Origin of the sequence: Marinobacterium stanieri (assembly GCF_900155945.1) — a bacterium.
GTDB lineage: Bacteria > Pseudomonadota > Gammaproteobacteria > Pseudomonadales > Balneatricaceae > Marinobacterium > Marinobacterium stanieri.
In genome coordinates, this window is sequence record NZ_FTMN01000001.1 from 429,274 (window position 1) to 449,000 (window position 19,727).

Below are 19,727 nucleotides of genomic sequence, written 5' to 3' on the forward strand. Positions count from 1 at the left end.
GATAAACTTCCACAAAATGGCTAACTCATTGAAAAAATTAAGCTTTTACCAATGTTCCTCAGCTGTAAGCGTGAAGTTACAAGGTTCCAGAAATAAAACAGGCCCGGGGTTACCGGGCCTTAGCTGAAAAACAAGGCTATTCGGACTGATCAAGCGCCCTCGGGGCCAAATCCAGTCCACGCAGTTTGTTCTGGTACTCCCGGGTGACCTGACGTGCATCTGCAGTATCCGTCACCGCCGTTGGTGTAATCATCACCACCAGTTCCGTGCGGCTTACACTCTTGCCTCGACTGCCAAACGCCCAGCCGACCAATGGAACATGGCGCAGATAGGGCGCGCCTTCACCACCATTGGTCTTGTTTTCCTTGATTAACCCGCCCAGCACCAGGGTTTCGCCGCTTTGCACGGCGACACTGGTATTAATTCTGCGTTGAATGATGGTGGGCGAATCAATATTGGAGCTGGTGGTTTCACCCGCGACATCATTCACCTCCTGAGTGATATCCAGTACCACCATGCCTCCGGAGTTTACGCGTGGGGTCACTTCCAGCAACACCCCGGTATCCCGATACTGAATGGTGCTGGTGGTATTGAGATCATCACTGGCCGTATTGGTGGTCGCAGACGTGCGAATGGGCACCTGATCACCGACACGAATTTCGGCCGTATGATTATCCAACACCATTAGCGAAGGTGAGGAGATAACATTCAGGCGAGAGTCCGAGGCCAGTATATCCAGCAGGGCACGGGTTTCGCCGGATTTGAACACCTCGAAACTGGCACTGCCCAACAACTCCGAAGCACTCGGAAAGGAACCACTGCCAATGGTGCCCACCCCTTGGCTGCTGCCATGGCTCGTTTTAAAGAACCAGTTCAGCCCATAGCGCAACTCATCTTCCAGCGTAACCTCCACAATCGTGGCTTCAACCAGCACTTGTAACGGCAACACATCCAGCTTTTCGATTGCTCGGAACACCTTGTCATAATCGGTCGGCGACGCCATGATCAACAAGGCATTATTTTCGGCATCAGCAATAATCTCCACTTCGCCTACATCCAGACTGGCCGGTGAAGCGCCCGACGATGTTGGCCTGACGTCCGGGGCTTCCTGCTCATCTCCTGAGTCAGAGGCTGGAGCGGGACTCAGCGGCTGCGATTGCAGGCTGCGGCGCTGTCCTTCGAACAGCTCGCTCAACATTTCACCGAGCCTTTCCGCACGTCCGTTTTGCACGTAATAGACATACATGCCCAAGCCCTGGGCCCCTTCCGTTCTATCCAGCCGACGAATCCAGGCGGCAGCATCCGACAAGTACTTTTTCTGTGGCGTAATAACCAGCAAGGCGTTCAAACGCTCAATGGGCAAGAAATTCACCACACCAGCCAAGGGGCCTTCTGCAGCATCGCCGAAAATCACATCCATCTCTGTCATCAGCTGCTCAGGATCGACCGATTGCAACCGAAACAGCCCCACTGACATCCCTTTCAACTGGTCAACGTCAAATACCCGAATCGTCTCTTTCAGGTTAATCAGCTCCGCCTGGGTACCGGCCAGGGTGAGCATGTTGCGGCGAACATCCGCTTCCAGAATCCCCTGTTGAGGTTTCATCGGCTCCAGGATTTTGAGCATCTCCTGCGCACCGATGTACTGCAGGGGCACAACCAGCATCTGATAGCCTCTATCAGCACTCAGGTTGGCTTTCAGGCTCACCGTACCGCCGTTGATACTGTCAATTGGCACCACTTCGTAAAAGTCCTGCTGATCCACCAGAGCAGCACCGTTGATTTGCAGCAGATGTTCCAGCGTCGGTATCAGCGCATCCCGGCTGATCGGACGCACCGTCTGCATATTGGCTACCCCGCGAACACGGTCATCCAGGATGTAGTTGACCCTCAGGATATCCCCCAGAATGGTTTTGACGATTTCGCCGATTTCGGCATCCTGGAAATTAAAGGTGATATCGCCGCTGACAGGCGCGACCTCGGGGCCTTCACTCAGGTCCACAAAACTGCCTGTACCAGTGTAATACTCCGCAGGAGGAGGTTGCTCAGGTGCCGTGGGGGACGCTTCACTGCTGAAACGGCCTTTATCCACGGTACTCGTTTGAACACCGCGCTGCTCCCGGATACGGCTGGCTACCGGGCGATCAGCCGCCGGGTCGCGCACTTCATACCAGGGGCTATCAAGGGCATTGGGGTTACGTGTTTCATCCAGTGCGCAGGCACTTAGCCCCAGTATAAGAACCATCAAGAAAACCGGTTTAACACTATAGAAAGCGCGCCAGGGCTCTCTACCCATGAATCGACTACTCATTTGGCACCTCCCTGGGATCAGCTGAGTCCTGTGCAGCGGTTGCACTGTCGGTATCTGTCCCGGAGTCTGTTGATTGGGGCGAGTCGCTGATCAAGGGGGCTGTATTTCGCGGCTCAAGCAGTTGAAGACGCACTTCATTGTCACCTGCAACCAGCACCACGCTGGTGTCATCTATTTCGCTCAGTACCCAGGCGTCATCCAGCGGCATCCCGGTTTGCAATTGCCGATGCAGTACACCGTTACGTTGGCGAAGCAGAGCGGTCATCTGTTCGCCCGTCAGGATCACGGCGGTCAGCTTCCATTGCTCCCGTAGCTCTCGTGCAGAGCTAACGGGCTGGTCAGCACTGGTGTCCTGCGACGGTGAGCGTGTTTCTGAAAACAGAGGCCGCTCAAGTATGCGGTCAAAGTCGGTTTTCGGGGGCAGCAGTGGCAGGCTCAGGGACAGGCCTGTGCCAGCCCCTTCAAGGCCATGTTCGCCGGCCCACACCAGGCCTGGCCTGCCTGAGCAGCACAATACGATTAACACCAGGGTCAAGACTTTCACGGTTGCACCTCCTGGCCGGTATAACCGGTCAGATTCATGCGCAGGTCGAGATGATCTGTACGCCCATTGCTTCGGGTGGCACGGGTATTGGCTGCCGCTCGTCGTGGATTGGCCAGGAGCGTAAGGTTATCGATAAACAACAGCGGCTGCCCCGACTCCAGCGTGTAGAGCAGATCCACCACCTCCCCCAGATCGCCGCGCAGATGTGCCTGGATGACAACCGTCTGTAACCCTTGCTCAGCGGGTTCGTTAATAATCTGAGTACTGACCACCTGCACCCCGCTGCTGCTGGCGCGTCCATGCAATAACTGTTGCAGGCTGGCAGCCGCCAGAGCCGGAGTACTTTCTTGCAGGTACCAGGCTTCTGAGGGCACCTGCTGTTGCAAGGTCTCCAGCCGCTCCCGTTGCCCTGGCAAAGAATCAACCAGGCGTTCATAGACATCCCGGCGTTGCTCCAGCATGTCGATTTCATCGGCCACACTGAACCAGTGGATCCACAGCGGCAGCAACGCGACCCGGATAATCAGCAGGGTCAAAATGATCAACAAACCAATGGCGAGCCAACGGCTTCGACCCGGTGTAAGCGCCATCATGGTGCCTCCTCCCGCTCTATTTCTGCCTTCAGGCTGAACCGCTCCTTGCGCGAACGGGGGTTGATCGTGATCGGTGAGGTAAAACTGACATCACGCAAGAACTCTGATGATTCAAGCGAACTGATTAAGGCTGAGGCATTGGACGATTCCCCCTGCACCTGCAGCTCCCGTCCCTTCAACTCCAACCGGTTAACCCAGGTGTTATCCGGCACCTGACGTGTCAGTTCATCGAGCAGCATCAGGACCGAGGGCTGTTGCTGTCGACGCTGAACCACAAAGCGCGCACTGCGCTCAAGCGCATCGGCCTCGCTGCGAACCTGCTCTGCCAGCTGGGCATCCTGCTGCAAGGGTGTGACCTGTTCTCGCAATCGCTGCAGGTGAAGCTGCTGCAGGTAGAAAAGGCCAGCAACGGTTGCCAGCACCAGACATAACAGCGCCAGCCTTCCTGCATAGCGGCGTTTACGTGATGAAACGACCGAGGACTCCGGCATCAAATTAAGCTGATGCCGGAGCGATATATCATTCGCCAGCCTCTCCGGCACTATCCAGGCAGGCACCAGAGCACAGGTTTCCAGAGCATCAACCAGGCGTTGGCGCTGTTCATTGGGCATAACGAACAGCTCAACCTCAAGCGAACGGGCTGCTCGATCCCGGCCAAGCACTCGATAGCCAAAACTGGCCTGCTCCGGGGTAAAGGGGGTATGCCTGTCCAACTCGTATCCCAGTACAGTGGCCAGCCGCGGCTCGGTTGCAGCCGGCAACTGGATGACCTTGTGCAGCAACCCGGCATCCGGCAGTGTCACCAGCAAGCGCGTGTGCTGCCTGTCCTGTGACTGCCAGGTCGCTAATGTCGGGTCTTGGTTGATCTGGTCCAGGGCTATGCTTTGCGGTTGGCCCGCCACATCCACTTCCACCGCATCACCGGTGAACCTCAAGCGCCGTTCACGCCCTTGCAGGCGTTGACGCAAGCGAGCCGGTATCAGCAGCTCCAGCTCTCCGGCCCACCAGCGCCAGAAGCCCTTCATCGATTGAACAAGATTGATGCCCGCCACCGGGCCGGAATGAGCCTTCATAGCCCCGCCTCCTGTTCGCTGAACACCCGTCCGGGAGGGGGCAGTGCGACTTCAGACTCCAACTCCAGCCGCGCACCACGGCGTTGTAAACGGACGGCTTTAAGAGCACGAGACCGGGTACCCAGCCGTGCTTCGGTATAGACAAGATAATGTACGCCTGTACGTCCGTTGCCCACATAGGGCGCAGCATCAAAAGGCAGCTCCGGCACCGGCAGGCCATCGGCCCAGGCTTCTCGGCGCTGTTCAATGTAGGCTTCAACTACACCGGTACTGGCGTTGGGCAACGCCATCAGAACGTCAAAGGGAGCCACTTGCGGATTAATGGTTCGGCTGCGTGTGACCAGTGTCAGGCTCGGCGACAGGCCCTGGAAGACAGGCTCTTCCATACCCAGCACCTGCCGCAGTTCTACCAGAGTCTGGAACGGTCTGTTGGCAGGCCCTTCTGCACGACCTGCCGCCAGGTAGTCATCCACCTCAGCACCATTCAAGCGCACCAGATCATCGGGGTCCCGCCAGTCCTCTATGGCCGCAACCAGTGCCGCCCGCTGGCGACTATCGGTCATCAATGACGCCAGCAACGCATCCAGCAGTTCTGTCGGGGCGCTGTTCAGATCCACCTTGCCGCTTTCATCAAACAACGCAGTTTTGATCTGAACACCGGCCAGCACCAGCTCACGCACATCACCATCGGCTAGCCAGCCACCACCGCCCGGCAACTGAATATGCCAAAGCGCCCAGCCAAGTCCGGCATCAGCCGCCATGGCTGCACGCACACCCTCTTCAGCATTGAGTGCCTGACGACTGAAGCTGCGCCCTCCAACCGCAAGGCTGGTCGCTATCAGGCTAAGCAAAACCAGCACCCAGAGCACTATCACCAGGATGACACCGGCCTGAGAAGGGTTAAAAAGCCTGTCGACGCGTATCATATAGATACTCCTGCAGCCCCACCGCCAGCACAGGCCAGGCTTCGGCTGCCATTTCAGACTCATACTCTATGTGCACCTCAACCAACCGGGGCAATACACTTTGCTCCACCCAGTCAGGCTGCTCGGCCAGCCATCGATCCTGCTGCCCCCAGTAGACCAGGCGTATACTTGCATCCGAGAGCGGCAACAACTGATATTCACTCAACACCACCGGTTCAGACAGATCAGTGACACCCGGCTCGAACAGCCCGACCCAATCGACCGCCTCGCCGCTGGCAAAAGGTCGGGCCTGTAACATCAAGGCCGCAGGCTGATCGCTGGAAGCAGGTGCCTGGTAAAGGCGATACCAATTCGCCCCCGTTCTGCTGTTTGAACGAGAGGCCGGAGCAACAAAAATCAACTGGTCTGCTTCCCCCTTGAACGCCAGCTGTACACGCCCCTCCTGATCACGTACACGGCGGTTCTGCGCCTGGCTGATCAAACGCCGCAGTACCTGCTGTAACTGGTAATGCTCGGCAACCTGTTGTTGACGCTGTTCGGCCGCCTCCCATATGCGCGAGGTGATACGCAGACCACCGAATACCAGCAACATGACCAGCCCCATCAACACCAACGTAATGAGCAACTCCAGCAGGGTGAAGCCTCGCACTGTCCGCTTCATAATGATCGCCCCAACCGCAACGTACTGAGCACCAGGTGCTGCTGCTCGGCCCAGTACACATGCAGATCAATTTGATAGGGAGTGACACGCAGTCGTTCAGCATCAGGTACCTGTTCTGCCGCTTGCAGAGGAGAGACATCCAGCTCCCAGCGATAACCGGGTATGGTCAGGTCGCCGCGCAGCTGTCCCGGTTCAAGTTCGGCATTTGCCAGCACTCGATCCAGCTGGGATTGCGCCAGCATCAGCGCCAGCTGACGCTCACTGGCCCGGTGAGTGCCTTCCAGCACCTGCGCATTAATGCGCAGAATGACACCCAGAACAGCAGCCAACATCACAAATGCGACCAGCACTTCCAGCAAGGTAAAGCCGGCGCTCAGTTGGCGAAACCTAGTCATGGATTTTCACCCTCCCGGTCAGTGCATCGACCTGAATCCGGTACTGTCTGGCAGCTTCGCCCTGTAGCAGCAGTATCCCGCCATTGCTGCTGCCATCGGCAAAGAACATCAACGTCTGGCTCTCAGCAACAGGGGTCATCAACGCCGGCAGCTGGCCCGCATTGAGCTCCACCAGAACCTGATCAGGCCACTCCAGCGACAGTTGCGGGGTCACAAAGCGACGCTGCTCCGGCTCAAACCGCAAAGCACGCACATCTGCACGACTGACCGCTTCACTGCGCAGCTCCCGCAAGAGTGCCGTGGTGTGACGCGCAAACGCTTTCAGCTCACTGCCAGGCATCACCTGACTAACGTTGGGAGCAACCATTGTCAGCATCAGCGACGCAATCATCAGTACAACCAGCAGTTCCAGCAGTGTGAACCCCGGTTGCCGGGAGTTATTCCCAACTGACCACATCACGGTTCTCTCCCTCCCCCCCTGCACTGGCATCAGCGCCCAACGAATAAAGGTCGTAATCGCCGTGCGTACCGGGGTATTCATAGACGTACTCATTACCCCAGGGATCTAGGCGCACCAGTTTCTTCTTCAGGTAAGGGCCATTCCAGTTGCTGACACCGGAAGGCTTCTTGATCAACGCCTCCAGGCCTTCGTTGTTGCTCGGGTAACGCCCCACTTCCAGCCGGTACAAATCCAGCGCAGCCCCCAGCTCCGATATTTGCAGAGCGGCGGTCTGACTTTTGGAGCTGCCAACATGCCGCAGTACCTGAGGACCGACCAGGCTGGCCAACAGCCCGAGAATCACCAGTACAACGAGCAGCTCAAGCAGAGTGAAGCCCTTGTGTTCTGGCCGATGAACGGCAATTTTCGGCTTCATGGTGTCTCCTTGCCTTACAAAGGCAATTGATTGATCGACATGATCGCCACCAGAATCGACATAATGATGCCGGCAATCAGCACGCCGAGCCCGACAATCAGAATGGGTTCCAGTAGCGTTAACAGACGCTGCAGCAATGTGCTCACCTGACGGTCGTAACGCTCCGCAACCTTGAGCAATGCCAGATCCAGCTGGCCGGTTTCTTCACCGACCTGAATCATCTGCATCGCCATTACCGGGAAACAACCGGACTGTTGCAGCTGATCCGCCAACCGTCGCCCGGCCTTGACGTCTTCGGTCACCTCCTCAATCACCGTGACAAACGCGGCGTTGGTCAACGTACCTCTTGCCAGCTGAAGTGCCGGCACCAGTGCAACTCCGCCTTTGAGCAAAGTGCCCAGGCTGCGGCAAAAGCGAGCGGTTTCAACGCCCTGCAACAGATCTCCCAATAGTGGCCAACGCAACAGGGCGGAATCCCAACTCAGGCGCAACTCCGGTCGCTGCAGCTGACGTCGCAGCCCAAGCCATAGCAAAACCAGGATAAGCAGGAACCAGGGACCAAAGTCCCTCACCCATTCAGCGCTGGTAACCACCACCCGTGTCGATAGCGGCAGGGCTTCCCCCATATCGGCAAACAGTTGCTCAAACTGGGGAATGACATAAACCATGATGATGGTGAGCGAGAACAGTGCTACGACAAACAGAATGGCGGGGTAGATCAGTGCCGAGGTGAGCTGCTCCCGCAGTGCTCGATTGCGCTCAAGATAGTTGGCCGCGTCGCTCAACCCCTCAGCCAGGCTGCCCGCACTTTCGGCCGCTTGAATCATGCTGATATAGAAAGGAGAAAAGAGGCCATCCTGCTGTCGCAAAGCTACAGACAGGGACTGACCACGCTGCACACTGTCCTGAATGCGCTTGAGAACCGCTTTTTGTTCTTCATCCCCGGTGGCGTTGCCCATGATGTGCAAGGCACGATCAAGTGAAATACCGGCACGCATCAGTTCTGCCAACTCTTGTGAGAACTGCTGAACCCGTTGCAAACGGTTGCGGGGGCCACGCAGGCCGCTCAAGCCGATGTTTGTCCGGGCCTGATCAACCTGAACGGGTATCAACCCGCTCTGCTGCAACTGGCGAACCACCGCTTCGCTACTGCTGGCATCCAACTCGCCCTTGCGTTCCTCTCCGCTGGGGGTCAGTGCAAGATATACATAGGTCGCCATGGCTCAGTCCTCCTGCGTAACACGCAGCACCTCGTCCATGTTGGTCAGCCCGGCCAGTGCCTTGCGGCAACCATCTTCATACATGCTGACCATACCGGCCTGACGGGCGGCTTGCTGGATACGCCCGGAATCGGCATGGTCCAGAATCAGGCGACGAATGTTGTCATCCACCGGCAGCAATTCGTGAATCACCAGGCGCCCTTTAAAACCGGCCCCGCCACAGTGTTCACAGCCCGGGGCATGCCAGAGCTGTACCCTGTTTTCATCGGGCAGACCCAACTCACGAATCAGTTCCGGTAAGGGTGTATAGGCCTGACGGCACTCAGGACAAAGACGTCGCACCAGCCGCTGGGCCAATACCGCATGCAGGGTTGAGGTCAGCAGGTAGTCTTCGACACCCATTTCCAGTAATCGCGTTACGCTGGTTGCCGCATCGTTGGTGTGCAAGGTAGAGAGCACCAGATGCCCTGTTAGAGCCGACTGGACACAGATACGCGCCGTTTCCAGGTCACGCATTTCACCCACCATAATCACATCAGGGTCCTGGCGCACAATGGATCGCAACGCATTGGCGAAACTGAGCCCGATGCTGCTTTTCACCTGAATCTGGTTGATGCCCGGCAACTGGTACTCCACCGGATCCTCCACTGTAATCAGCTTGCGAACCTGTGTATTGAGCTGGTGCAACGCGGTATACAAGGTGGTGGTTTTACCGCTGCCGGTTGGCCCCGTCACCAGAATCATCCCGTGTGGAATCGCCAATAAACGGTCCAGCTGTTCCCGGCAGGTGTCGGTAAATCCAAGACTGGCAAAATCAAAACTGATGCTGTCACGGTTAAGTAGACGCAGTACCACGCTTTCGCCAAACATGGTGGGCACGGTTGAGACACGAATATCCAGCTCCTTGCCCTGTACCCTGATCTCGATACGGCCGTCCTGAGGCAGACGGCGTTCGGCAATATTGAGCCGTGCCATGATTTTCAAACGTGAGATCACCGCGGACGACAGCTGCACCGGCGGTGCTTCCTCTTCGCGGAGCACACCGTCAATGCGATAGCGTACTTTCAACTGGTTTTCGAAGGGTTCAATGTGGATATCAGAAGCCCTGGCATCCACGGCGCGCTGAATAATGAGGTTCACCAGACGAATAACCGGCGCGCCACTGGCCATGTCCATAAGAGCTTCGACACTTTCTTCCTGATCTTCTGCCGCATTGACGTCTGCCAGAATATCGCCCATCTGGCTTTGGCCTTCGCCATGAAGCTGATCCAGCACCTGTACAATCTCAGAGCCTACGGCCACCTCGACGGCAACCTTCTTCTGTATCGCCATTTCAACGGCACTGATCAGGTAGGTGTTGAACGGGTCGGCCATCGCCAGTGATTGCGAACTGTCATCAGCAGCAAGCAGCATGAGCTGGTTTTCACGCATGAAACGCAGAGAAAGGTTGGAACCTGTTTCACAACGGCTGACAAGCTCTTCAGGTGTCAGCAGGGGGGACTCCAATGCATCCGCCAGAGCCGTTGCCATATCACGCTCGGACACCAGGCCAAGACGCACCAGCAGGCCGGGCCAGGATTCGGGCTCGTTTCGGCCCGCACGCATCCTCGAGACCCGTTCCAGGTCAGGCTCGGAGAGCAGTCCACGACGGACCAGCTCGGAAAGAAAGGCCTCCTCAGGATCCAGTGGCTGGGAAGGTGAAAGCTCACTCATTTCATCCCTCCTCGCCTGCAGGAACAGGCTCAGGGCATGAAGAAAGTACCAACTTGCCTTGTACAGTACACCACTGCCGTGTTGATCTGGGGGCCGGAATCAGACACGCCGACTACCCTATAACTGTAGTCGGAAATAGAGTTTCCATAGCATCCGAACTGTATATTTTTTAAACGACATTGCTCGTTTTCAAAAAGTGTAAACCAGCGTTTACAGCTTGCAGTAAGAAGCCTCGGTCGACGATAGAGGTCTGCATAAGTGACCCGGATGGACATCCAGGCTCTGATTGCGGGTGTGAATGGAATCAGAAATTCTAATTCAGGAGCGGGAGGGAAAAATAAAAAAAGCCGTCCGCCAGTGGAGTCAAAACGGACGGCTGAAAAAAGTCCCCGTTGACCTCTCAGCAGCGGGAACAGAACAGAGCCTCTCAGCCCTGCTTGAGAATATGCCTCGTCTGCACAGAGGTATATTCCATCAAGCCTTCCTGGCCAAACTCGACACCAAGGCCAGACTGTTTGCAGCCACCAAAAGGTGCTGACGGATGCACTTCGCCGTGGAAGTTGATCCAGGTGGAGCCACACTCAAAACGGCTGGAAATTGCCTGAGCCTTTTCAATATCTGCACTCCAGACCGAGCCGCCCAACCCTTCCTGAGGCTCATTGACCAGCGTAATCACTTCTTCCAGGTCATTGAACGGAATCACCGGCAAAATAGGACCGAACTGCTCTTCCTGAACGATCCGCGAGTGCGGATCAACATTGGTCACGATGGTCGGCGGAATCAGATAGCCTTTACCCGGCAGCGGTTCCCCGCCACAGAGGAAGATACCGCCCTGCTCGCGAATATCATCCAGCAGGCCGCAGAGGTAGGTGTACTGCATACTGTTTTGCACCGGGCCGAAGGTGACACCGGGCTCCATGCCATCACCCACCACATGGCGTTGGGCAACCGCGACCAGCTTTTCACAGAGGGCATCATGAATGTCTTCATGAACATAAAGACGCTTCAGTGCGGCACAGGTTTGACCCATGTTCTTGTAAGCCGCCGCAATAATGCCTTCTGCCGCCTGTTCCAGATCCACATCCGGCAACACAACCGCCGCATCATTGCCGCCCAGCTCAAGGGTCAGGCGCTTCAGGTTACCCGCAGCCGCCCCCATAATGCGCTTGCCGGTGGCTATTGAACCGGTAAACACGATCTTGTCGATGCCATCGTGCTCGCTCATGGCCTGACCGATATCGCCCCGGCCATTGACCACATTGATCACCCCGGCCGGCAACTCTTCACCAATAATTTCAAACAGGCGCAGTGCATGAAACGGCGTATATTCGGAGGGTTTACACACCACCGTATTACCCGCTTTCAGCGCCGGCATCAGATGCCAGATCAGAATCATCAGCGGCCAGTTCCAGGGCGTGATGGAGCCAACAACACCCAAAGGTTTGCGGTGCACCTCGATACGCTTGCTGTCGTCCTCGAATACCACGTCTACCGGCAACGTCAGACCCGCTGTGTATCGCACCCAGGCTGTAGCACCCGCCACTTCGCGCTGAGCAATCATCAGGGGCTTACCCTGTTCATGCACGATAATACGCGCCAGCTCATCCGCGTGCGTTTCCATCCGGTCGGCAATACGCAACAGAGCTTGCGAGCGCTCTTCATCGCTGGTGTCTCGCCATTGCACAAAGGCACTGCGCGCAGCCGCAACCGCCCGGTCCACCTGCTCAGTACTGGCAACCGGGGCCGAAGCCAGCACTTTTTCGGTCGCAGGGTTCAACACATCCAGAGTGCCGTTTGCAGGCGCGACGGAAGTTCCATTTATATACAGCGTCTTACAGAGTTTCATTCGCCACATCCTCCTTAATCAGGTCAGCCGCCTTTTCGGCCATCATGATGATCGGTGCATTGGTATTGCCGGACACGATTGCCGGCATTGAAGCCCCATCGACAACACGCAGGCCCTGCACGCCACGCACGCGTAAGCGCGCATCCAGCACGGCCATCGGATCGGAATCAGGCCCCATGGCACAGGTGCTGACCGGGTGGAAAATACTGCCGGCACGCTGACGCACCCACTGCAGCAACGCGGCATCATCCTCGATATTCAGGCCAGGCTCATGCTCATCTTCGACCAGATTGGCAAGCGGCCCGGATTGGGCAATGGCACGCATCTTCTTCACCATGCTCACCGCCAGTTTCTGGTCACGCTCATCTTCGAGATAACCGGAGTGGATCTTCGGCGGCACCAGGGGATCGGCACTGCAGATTTCCAGCGACCCACGACTATAGGGACGCAGAATGCACGCCGACAGAGTAATCCCCGGGAAAGGATGTGGCGGCTGATGGGGACGGTCAAAACTGACCAGCCCGAAATGAATCTGCACGTCCGGGAATGGCACTTCAGGGGATGACTTGTAGAAGGCACCCGCCCGGTACACACCATCATTGAGAGCGCCTTTCTGGGCAAACACATACTTGATGAATTCCCGTGCTCCCTTGATAGTGCTGTTGGCAATATCATTCAGGGTTTCCACATCCTGGCGGCAGCGGTAATTCGGGCGAACCTGCAGGTGATCCTGCATATTCTGCCCCACTCCCTTAAGCGGGCTCACCACCGGAATATCGAACTGCGCCAGCAATTCGGGATCACCGACACCGGAGAGCTGCAGCAACTGTGGCGACTGGATGGCACCGGCACAGAGAATCACCTCTTTACGCGCCTTGAGTGTCTTTTGCCCGTCGCCAACCTGGAACTCGGCACCCACGGCTCGTGTACCTTCAAACAGCACGCGGCGCGCCTGCCAGCCGGTCAGCACCTGGAGGTTCGGTCGCTGCTTCACCGGCGTGATATAGGCCCGCGCCGTACTCATGCGCCGGCCCTTGTGCGTCGTCATCTGGAAGTAGCCAGCACCTTCGTTATCACCGGTATTGAAGTCACTCGTGGTCGGAATGCCCTGCTCTGCAGCAGCCGCGATGAAGGCATCAGACACCGGCTCTTTATCCAGCTCCGACACCCACAGGGGGCCATCCTTGCCGATAGTATCGCCAGATGCGCCTTCCCGGCACTGTGCTTTCTTGAAATAGGGCAAGACGTCCTGCCAGCTCCAGCCTTCATTACCCAGTTCAGCCCAATGATCGTAATCAGCCTGATGCCCACGCAGGTACAACATGCCATTGATCAGGCTGGAACCTCCCAGGCCCTTGCCTCGTGGCCAGGGCAGCTGGCGGTTGTCCATGCCGGGGTCGGCTTCGGTTTCAAAGCCCCAGTCAAAACGCGGGTTGCCGACCGTTTTGAAATAACCGATGGGAATATCGATCCAGTGATACCTGGCCGTGCCACCCGCTTCGACCAGGGTGACATGAATATTGGGGTCTTCACTAAGCCGGCCAGCCAGAGCGCAACCGGCGGAGCCGGCACCAATGATCAGAATGTCTGTCTCTTGCATCTGATGACTCCGATTTTTATTCGATTAATTAGAAACTTTTAATATGCAAATTACGGCAACAGTCCCCCTGCTGAGTGGCTCAGACCACACAGGCAGGATTTGCACAAACAGCAGAGGAAACAGTTGCCGGGTCAGAACCAGCTAAGCGGTGCCAATACGATTTCCGGGAACATGATGATCAACGCCACAATCACCAGGTTGCAGAACAGGAAGGGCAACACCCCGATAAAGATCTTTGATGTGGGTATCTGGGGTACCACCGCTTTCACCGTCAGAACATTCAGCCCTACCGGTGGTGTCAGCTGACCCAGCTCCACCATCATGATCAGGAATACACCGAACCAGATACCGCTAACGCCATACTCCATCACGATGGGCAGGAAAATCGGTACAGTCAGCAACATTAGTCCCAGTGTTTCCAGCACACAGCCAAGCAGGATGTAGATCACGGCAATGGCCAGCAGAATACCGATACGACCGATGCCTAGTTCACGTACCCATTCACCCAGCGCCCAGGAGAAGCCGCTCAGGTTGATGAAGTTGGTAAACATCATTGCACCGAAGATGATCAGGAACAGCATGCCAGTGGTTTTGCCGGCTTCCATGGCGCAGCTGATCATGCCCTGGACCCCAAGGGTGCCGCGCATCAGCGCAATTACGAAAGCGCCCATACAGCCAACCCCGGCAGCTTCGGTTACGGTGAAAGCACCGCCGTACATGCCACCAATCACTACTAAAAACAGGATCAGGGTCCAGATCACGCCCTTGAGGGAAGACAGCTTCTCTTTCAGGCTGCAGGGTTCGCCACCCGAGGGGAGGTCTGTCGGGCGGAAAATCGAGTACAGAATCACCGCCACCACAAAAGACAGTGCGACCAATACACCCGGCACGGTGACAGCGATAAACAGCTGACGAATATCCTGATCCGCAATCAGGCCGTAAATCATCAACGGCACACTGGGCGGAATCAGCATCCCCAGCACGCCGGCAGCGGCTACACAGCCACTGGCCAGCCCGAGTGAATAGCCACGCTGCTGCATCTGTGGAATCGCCACTTTCGACATGGTGGCCGAGGCTGCCAGTGAACTGCCGGAGATCATGCCGAACATGGCACAGGCGGCGACCGTAGCCTGCGCCAGACCGCCTCGGTAGCTGCCCAGCCAGGTTTGGGCCGTGTCGTAGAGTTCTTCGGACACACCTGCCCGGTGAATGAACACCCCCATCAGGATAAACAGAGGCAATACCGACAGGCCAAAGGTGAACGACGAATCCACCAGCAGCTGTGGCAGGATTGCCAGCGTCGGCTCAAGACCACGAAGAGCGGCAAAGCCGACAAACCCGACCAGCAACATGGAAAAGCCCAGAGGCACACCAAAGAAGGCAAGGCCCAATACCGTTGCAAAACCAATCAGAGCCGCCGTCATGATGCAATCTCCTGTTGTGACTCTTTTCCATGCTGCACGGCCGAAATCAGAACGTTAGTCAGATGCGCCAGCGCCATGAGTGCGGACACGCCGGCACAGGTGTAGACGATGGGTGCCTTGGGCAAGCCAAGTACCATGGACGCCTCCTGCATATCGTTATACTCGCCGGCAATCACAAACAGGCACCAGCTCATCAAAAGCGCACCGCCACAGGACAGCAATTCGATCAGCACCGTTTGCAGCCGCGCAATCCAGCCAGTGCGCGCTCGAAACAGGGTGACGCTGATATGCTGTTTATGGCGGGACAACTGCGGCATGAACCAGAAGGCACAGAGCGCCATCAACGCTTCTATCATGTCGTACGAGCCATTAATGGGCATGTTCAGGAAGTAACGCCCCATCACATCAACCGACATCAGGCCTGCGATGGAGAGCATCAAAAACGCTCCCACCGCCTGATAGAGCGAGCCCGAAGAGCGGGCTAGGGTTTTAATCCATGCCGCCATCGGTCAGTCCTCGCGCTGCTGCAACTGCTGGTCGATGCGTTTGGCTTCGCTGATGTAATACTCAAGCGCTTCAGGACCATTCACACCCAGCTTTTCCGCTTCCGCAAACCAGGCATCGATACTCGGCTGACCTACACGCTTCAGGTCTGCCAGAAACGATTCGGACGGTTCTGCGTACACAACACCCTGCGCGCTCAGTCGCTCTTCTGACTCACGCATATTGCGGTCATACACACCCATCAGCTTTGCCAGCGGCTCACGTGCCAAACGGGTAATGGTGGCCTGGTCTTCCTCGGAGATACGATTCCAGACCCGCTTGTTGATAAAAATGCTGAAGACTGGAGATGCCGTGCCGCCCGGGACCTTGGTGACATGCTTGCCGTACTGCATGTTCTTGAACATCTCGAAGTCGTAGCCATCCAGGCCGGCAAACACATCGACAGTGCCGGACGATACCAGCTCATAGCTGCGCACCGCCGGAACAGCAACAACCGCAGCACCGGCGCGCTCCATCATGTCAGCGGTGGAACCCGGCAGTGCATAGGCCTTAACGCCTTGCAAATCATCAATGGAATCAACGGGGTTTTCGCGGCTGACGATATCACCGCCCATACCCACCCAAAGTGCCAGTAGATGGACATCCTTGTACTCGTTTGCCTGGGCAAAGTACTTCTCGTAGGTCTTCCACAATGCCAGAGAGCTGGCTTCAGACGACACCTGGCTGAAAGGCAGCTGGCCGATGGCCGGCAGCTTGATTCGGTTTTCAACAAAGATGTTGGCGGTGTAGGCCGGCAGCTTGATTCGGTTTTCAACAAAGATGTTGGCGGTGTAGGCCGCATCAAACACACCCTTTACCACACCGTCATACTGTGCCTGGGGTGCCGCAAGGGACGTGGGAGGAACATCAAATACCACTCGGCCGTCGGTGGCTTCAGTCACCATATCCAGCCAGGGGAAAAGGACGCCCTGGTTCCACAGGTGACCTTTTTGAATAAAGGAGTTGAAGAGGATTTTGGTAGGCGCAGCGATTGTCTGTGCACTCATACCGCAGACAGCAGCCACTGCCAGCACTTTGGTAAATGCCTTGATCATGTTTTCAGTCCTGTTATTAGAGTTATGGTGACGAAGATACTGAAATATTAGTTGCCTCAAAACAAATTGATTGTTTAACATCATTATTAACAAAAATGATATCAATAGGCCGCTTTCATCATGCAGCGTCCCCTCACCCGTAATATTACGATCAAGCAGCTCCGGCTCATGAGTGTACTGGGCCGGGAACTCAGCATGCGCCGCAGTGCAGAAATTCTGCATACCAGCCAACCGGCTCTATCGCGCGCCCTGTCGCAACTGGAAGAGATGGTAGAGGCCAAACTCTTTGACCGCACCACACGGCAGATGACCCTGACCGCAGCGGGTCAAAGTCTATTGCGCCACGCAGACCGCATACTCTCGCAGCTGGAACAGGCACAAACAGAGTTGGCTGGCTTGAAGGAAGGGATTCGGGGAGAAGTGCGCATTGGCACCATTCCGGCGTTTTCATCATTTGTACTGGGGCGTGCTCTGGACCAGGCGCGCAGCATCCTGCCCGGGGTGAGCTTTACCATTCAAACAGCGGAAACCGACAAACTCTTTCGTGACCTGGCCGATGGCAATATCGATATCATGCTATCCCATGCCGAATTCAGCTCTGATTTGAACATCGCCGATATTCACGAGCTATATCAGGAAAGAAGCTGCATCGTCTGTGACCCGGCGCACCCGCTGGCCAACAGCACCAAACTGCATGTGAGAGAAATCGCCTCCTGGCCCTGGATTCTCACACCACCGGAAACTGCGCTCAGGAAGGTGTTGAATCGAACCGTCTTTGTCGACCGCCCCGCCATCAAGCATAACCTGACCGACATTCAGATCGATGCCTACCCGCAGGCTCTGGGCATACTCAACAACTCACTCATGCTCATGGCTCTGCCCAATCAATTCGCCCTTGTGTACGAACGCCTGGGCATGATCAAGCGCTTGCACTTGCCCGTCAATCTTCTGCGTGGCCCCATGTGCTGCTTCACCCTGAAAGACGCCAAGATTGATCACTCCTGCCAGGTACTGCTCAACAGCCTGAGAGATGCAGCCGCTGCAGTCGTACCCGACTAGTTCACAAGGCCAGGCATCAACAGCTGCCAAAGCCTCAATTCATGCCAATTAGTGCAAAAATACCCAAGTCGCACACAGCGTTTCACCAAATGAAACCCCGTGTTTTTTATTGAAAATCCAGTGCTAATTTCCGCCTGTCTTTAAAACAAAAATACGAAAATAAGAGAACGACAATGCAGAAATATATTAAGCCTTCCGCGCTGGCACTGGGTATTTTCATGGCATCTGCTGCATCAGCAAATGATGCGCTTGAGTTCAGCAAGCCCGACTTCCACATGTTCACCAGCTTTGGTGCCCTGGAAGTTGAAAACAAGGACTTTGACCCCGAAGCTTTCGAGCTGGAAGCCGGTGTAAAAGGCCTTGTGAGCTATGACAGTTTCAAAATGAAATACGAATTCACGGTGGACATGGCGCAAGCCGCCAACCGTGATGACAGCGCTGCTGATGACGATGAAATCCGCGTCAAAGAAGCCAAGGCTTTCTTCCCGACACAGTACGGTACCCTCCTGCTCGCTCCCCGTACCACCAGCGGCACCTACCGTAACCTGTACGACAACATCAACATCTTTGAATACAACGAAACGCACAACGGCCGTGAGACCTCGACGGGCAACCCGATCTTCAACCAGGCAGATGAAGGTCAGGATGTAATCGCGTATATCACACCGCGTTGGCACAACACCTTTATCGTTGCGGCTATTCTGGCCGTTCAGGAAGACAACGATGAGGATGCCGAAGTCAAAGCCATCCGTCTTGTCCACAAGGGCGAGAAACTGAACTGGGGCCTCAGCCACATTCAGGTAGACGCCAACATGCACCCTGTCGCCACAGACGACTACACCCGCATGGCCTTCACAGCCGGTTATAAGTTCGACCAGCTGCACCTGGGTGCAACCTATGAAATCAACGAAGATACTTTCAACAGCAACGATTTCGACTCCTACGGTGTAGCAGCCCGCTACTCCTTCGGAAAAGGCATGTCAGCCGCGCTGGGCTACTATGACAAGGATGCCGACATTGATGCCGCCGACAACAGCGGTGTAGTGTTCCAGGTGAAGAAAGAGTTGAGCCCGAACATTGCGCTCTGGGCTGAAACCGGCCAGTACGACAACAGCGATGACAACATCGCACTGGGTGTTAACCTGAAGTTCTAAAGCATCGCAAACGGAGGGTGCCGCCTCTCCCCTTCAGGCGGCACCTTTTCAACCCTGGCGGTACAGCATCTCCGGCAGAAACAGTGCAATCTGGGCGATGAACACGATCAACGCCAGACGCACGATATCTGCGCACCAGAACGGGGTCACGCCCTTGAAGATCGTGCCCGTTTTCACATCCCTTAATACTGCACTGAGTACGAATACATTCATACCCACTGGCGGTGTGATCAAACTGATCTCGGTCACGACTACGACGACTATACCGAACCACACCAGGTCAAAGCCCAGGCTCGCTACCAGCGGGTAGAACACCGGCACGGTCAGCAGCATCATCGACAGGCTCTCGAACACCATGCCCAGCACGATGTAGATCGCCAGAATCGCCAGGATCACCACGATCGGCGCCACGTCCATGGCGGTGACCATCTCCAGCAGCATGTCCGGCAGACCTGCACGGTTGATGAAGTCGGAGAAGATCAATGCACCGATTACCACTGCAAACAGCATGGCCGAGGTACGGGCGGTGTCCGCCAGCGTCTCGAACAGGTTGCGCAGGGTCATGCGGCCACGGAACAGGGTGATCAGGAAGGCACCACCGGCACCGATACCCGCCGCTTCGGTCGGGGTAAAGATACCCAGGTAGATACCGCCCATAACGATGGTGAACAGCAGCAGCACACCCCAGACCCCTTTCATGGTCTGCAGGCGTTCGGGCCATTCGGTCTTTTCACC

19 protein-coding genes are annotated in these 19,727 nt (G+C 56.2%); 2 read left to right on the top strand and 17 right to left on the bottom strand.

Going from position 1 to position 19,727, the window contains the following annotated elements:
- Window positions 1-136 precede the first annotated feature (136 nt).
- The 16 genes from gspD to dctP form a co-directional block, all read right to left on the bottom strand.
- Window positions 137-2,311: a type II secretion system secretin GspD gene (gene gspD / locus BW956_RS02025; RefSeq protein WP_244894310.1), complete on the bottom strand. Its 2,175-nt coding sequence runs from the start codon at window positions 2,309-2,311 to the stop codon at window positions 137-139.
- Window positions 2,304-2,855 carry a hypothetical protein gene (locus BW956_RS02030; protein WP_076460392.1) on the bottom strand — a complete coding sequence of 184 codons (552 nt, stop codon included), beginning with the start codon at window positions 2,853-2,855 and terminating at the stop codon, window positions 2,304-2,306. Before BW956_RS02030 ends, gspD begins: the two co-directional genes overlap by 8 nt.
- The gene (gspM, locus tag BW956_RS02035) at window positions 2,852-3,448 is read right to left on the bottom strand and encodes a type II secretion system protein GspM (protein ID WP_076460394.1); all 597 of its coding nucleotides are present in this window, start codon (window positions 3,446-3,448) and stop codon (window positions 2,852-2,854) included. The genes BW956_RS02030 and gspM overlap by 4 nt, the downstream gene beginning before the upstream one ends.
- Window positions 3,445-4,521: a PilN domain-containing protein gene (locus BW956_RS02040; RefSeq protein ID WP_076460396.1), complete on the bottom strand. Its 1,077-nt coding sequence runs from the start codon at window positions 4,519-4,521 to the stop codon at window positions 3,445-3,447. Before BW956_RS02040 ends, gspM begins: the two co-directional genes overlap by 4 nt.
- Window positions 4,518-5,447, bottom strand: a complete 930-nt coding sequence (locus BW956_RS02045) for a type II secretion system minor pseudopilin (protein WP_175611950.1) — start codon at window positions 5,445-5,447, stop codon at window positions 4,518-4,520. Before BW956_RS02045 ends, BW956_RS02040 begins: the two co-directional genes overlap by 4 nt.
- On the bottom strand, window positions 5,422-6,108 hold the full coding sequence (locus BW956_RS02050; protein ID WP_076460398.1) for a prepilin-type N-terminal cleavage/methylation domain-containing protein: 687 nt from the start codon (window positions 6,106-6,108) through the stop codon (window positions 5,422-5,424). The genes BW956_RS02045 and BW956_RS02050 overlap by 26 nt, the downstream gene beginning before the upstream one ends.
- Window positions 6,105-6,503 carry a type IV pilus modification PilV family protein gene (locus BW956_RS02055; RefSeq protein ID WP_076460400.1) on the bottom strand — a complete coding sequence of 133 codons (399 nt, stop codon included), beginning with the start codon at window positions 6,501-6,503 and terminating at the stop codon, window positions 6,105-6,107. Before BW956_RS02055 ends, BW956_RS02050 begins: the two co-directional genes overlap by 4 nt.
- A complete protein-coding gene (locus BW956_RS02060) occupies window positions 6,496-6,960 on the bottom strand; it encodes a prepilin-type N-terminal cleavage/methylation domain-containing protein (RefSeq protein ID WP_420811600.1) in 465 nt (154 codons plus the stop codon). Before BW956_RS02060 ends, BW956_RS02055 begins: the two co-directional genes overlap by 8 nt.
- Window positions 6,941-7,378 (bottom strand): type II secretion system major pseudopilin GspG, encoded by a 438-nt coding sequence (gene gspG, locus BW956_RS02065; RefSeq protein WP_076460403.1) that lies wholly within the window; start codon window positions 7,376-7,378, stop codon window positions 6,941-6,943. Before gspG ends, BW956_RS02060 begins: the two co-directional genes overlap by 20 nt.
- Before the next feature lie 14 nt (window positions 7,379-7,392).
- Entirely contained in the window at window positions 7,393-8,598 is a 1,206-nt protein-coding gene (locus BW956_RS02070) for a type II secretion system F family protein (RefSeq protein ID WP_076460405.1), read from the bottom strand.
- Between the two features lie 3 nt (window positions 8,599-8,601).
- A complete protein-coding gene (gspE, locus tag BW956_RS02075) occupies window positions 8,602-10,311 on the bottom strand; it encodes a type II secretion system ATPase GspE (protein WP_076460407.1) in 1,710 nt (569 codons plus the stop codon).
- Between the two features lie 427 nt (window positions 10,312-10,738).
- The gene (locus tag BW956_RS02080) at window positions 10,739-12,157 is read right to left on the bottom strand and encodes an aldehyde dehydrogenase family protein (RefSeq protein WP_076460409.1); all 1,419 of its coding nucleotides are present in this window, start codon (window positions 12,155-12,157) and stop codon (window positions 10,739-10,741) included.
- The gene (locus BW956_RS02085; protein ID WP_076460411.1) at window positions 12,144-13,757 is read right to left on the bottom strand and encodes a GMC family oxidoreductase; all 1,614 of its coding nucleotides are present in this window, start codon (window positions 13,755-13,757) and stop codon (window positions 12,144-12,146) included. The genes BW956_RS02080 and BW956_RS02085 overlap by 14 nt, the downstream gene beginning before the upstream one ends.
- 131 nt (window positions 13,758-13,888) lie before the next feature.
- Window positions 13,889-15,181 carry a TRAP transporter large permease gene (locus BW956_RS02090; protein WP_076460413.1) on the bottom strand — a complete coding sequence of 431 codons (1,293 nt, stop codon included), beginning with the start codon at window positions 15,179-15,181 and terminating at the stop codon, window positions 13,889-13,891.
- The gene (locus BW956_RS02095; RefSeq protein ID WP_076460415.1) at window positions 15,178-15,687 is read right to left on the bottom strand and encodes a TRAP transporter small permease; all 510 of its coding nucleotides are present in this window, start codon (window positions 15,685-15,687) and stop codon (window positions 15,178-15,180) included. The genes BW956_RS02090 and BW956_RS02095 overlap by 4 nt, the downstream gene beginning before the upstream one ends.
- Window positions 15,688-15,690: 3 nt before the next feature.
- Complete coding sequence (dctP, locus tag BW956_RS02100) at window positions 15,691-16,779, bottom strand: TRAP transporter substrate-binding protein DctP (RefSeq protein ID WP_076460417.1); 1,089 nt, start codon at window positions 16,777-16,779, stop codon at window positions 15,691-15,693.
- 120 nt (window positions 16,780-16,899) lie between these two features.
- On the opposite strand from dctP, the gene BW956_RS22160 reads away from it, so the two are divergent.
- Window positions 16,900-17,838: a LysR family transcriptional regulator gene (locus tag BW956_RS22160; protein WP_139327105.1), complete on the top strand. Its 939-nt coding sequence runs from the start codon at window positions 16,900-16,902 to the stop codon at window positions 17,836-17,838.
- Window positions 17,839-18,011: 173 nt separating this feature from the next.
- Window positions 18,012-18,992, top strand: a complete 981-nt coding sequence (locus tag BW956_RS02110) for a porin (RefSeq protein ID WP_076460421.1) — start codon at window positions 18,012-18,014, stop codon at window positions 18,990-18,992.
- 48 nt (window positions 18,993-19,040) lie between these two features.
- Here the strand turns inward: BW956_RS02110 and BW956_RS02115 are convergent.
- Window positions 19,041-19,727 (bottom strand): TRAP transporter large permease subunit (locus tag BW956_RS02115; protein WP_139327124.1); only part of this gene is annotated, 687 nt, incomplete at its 5' end.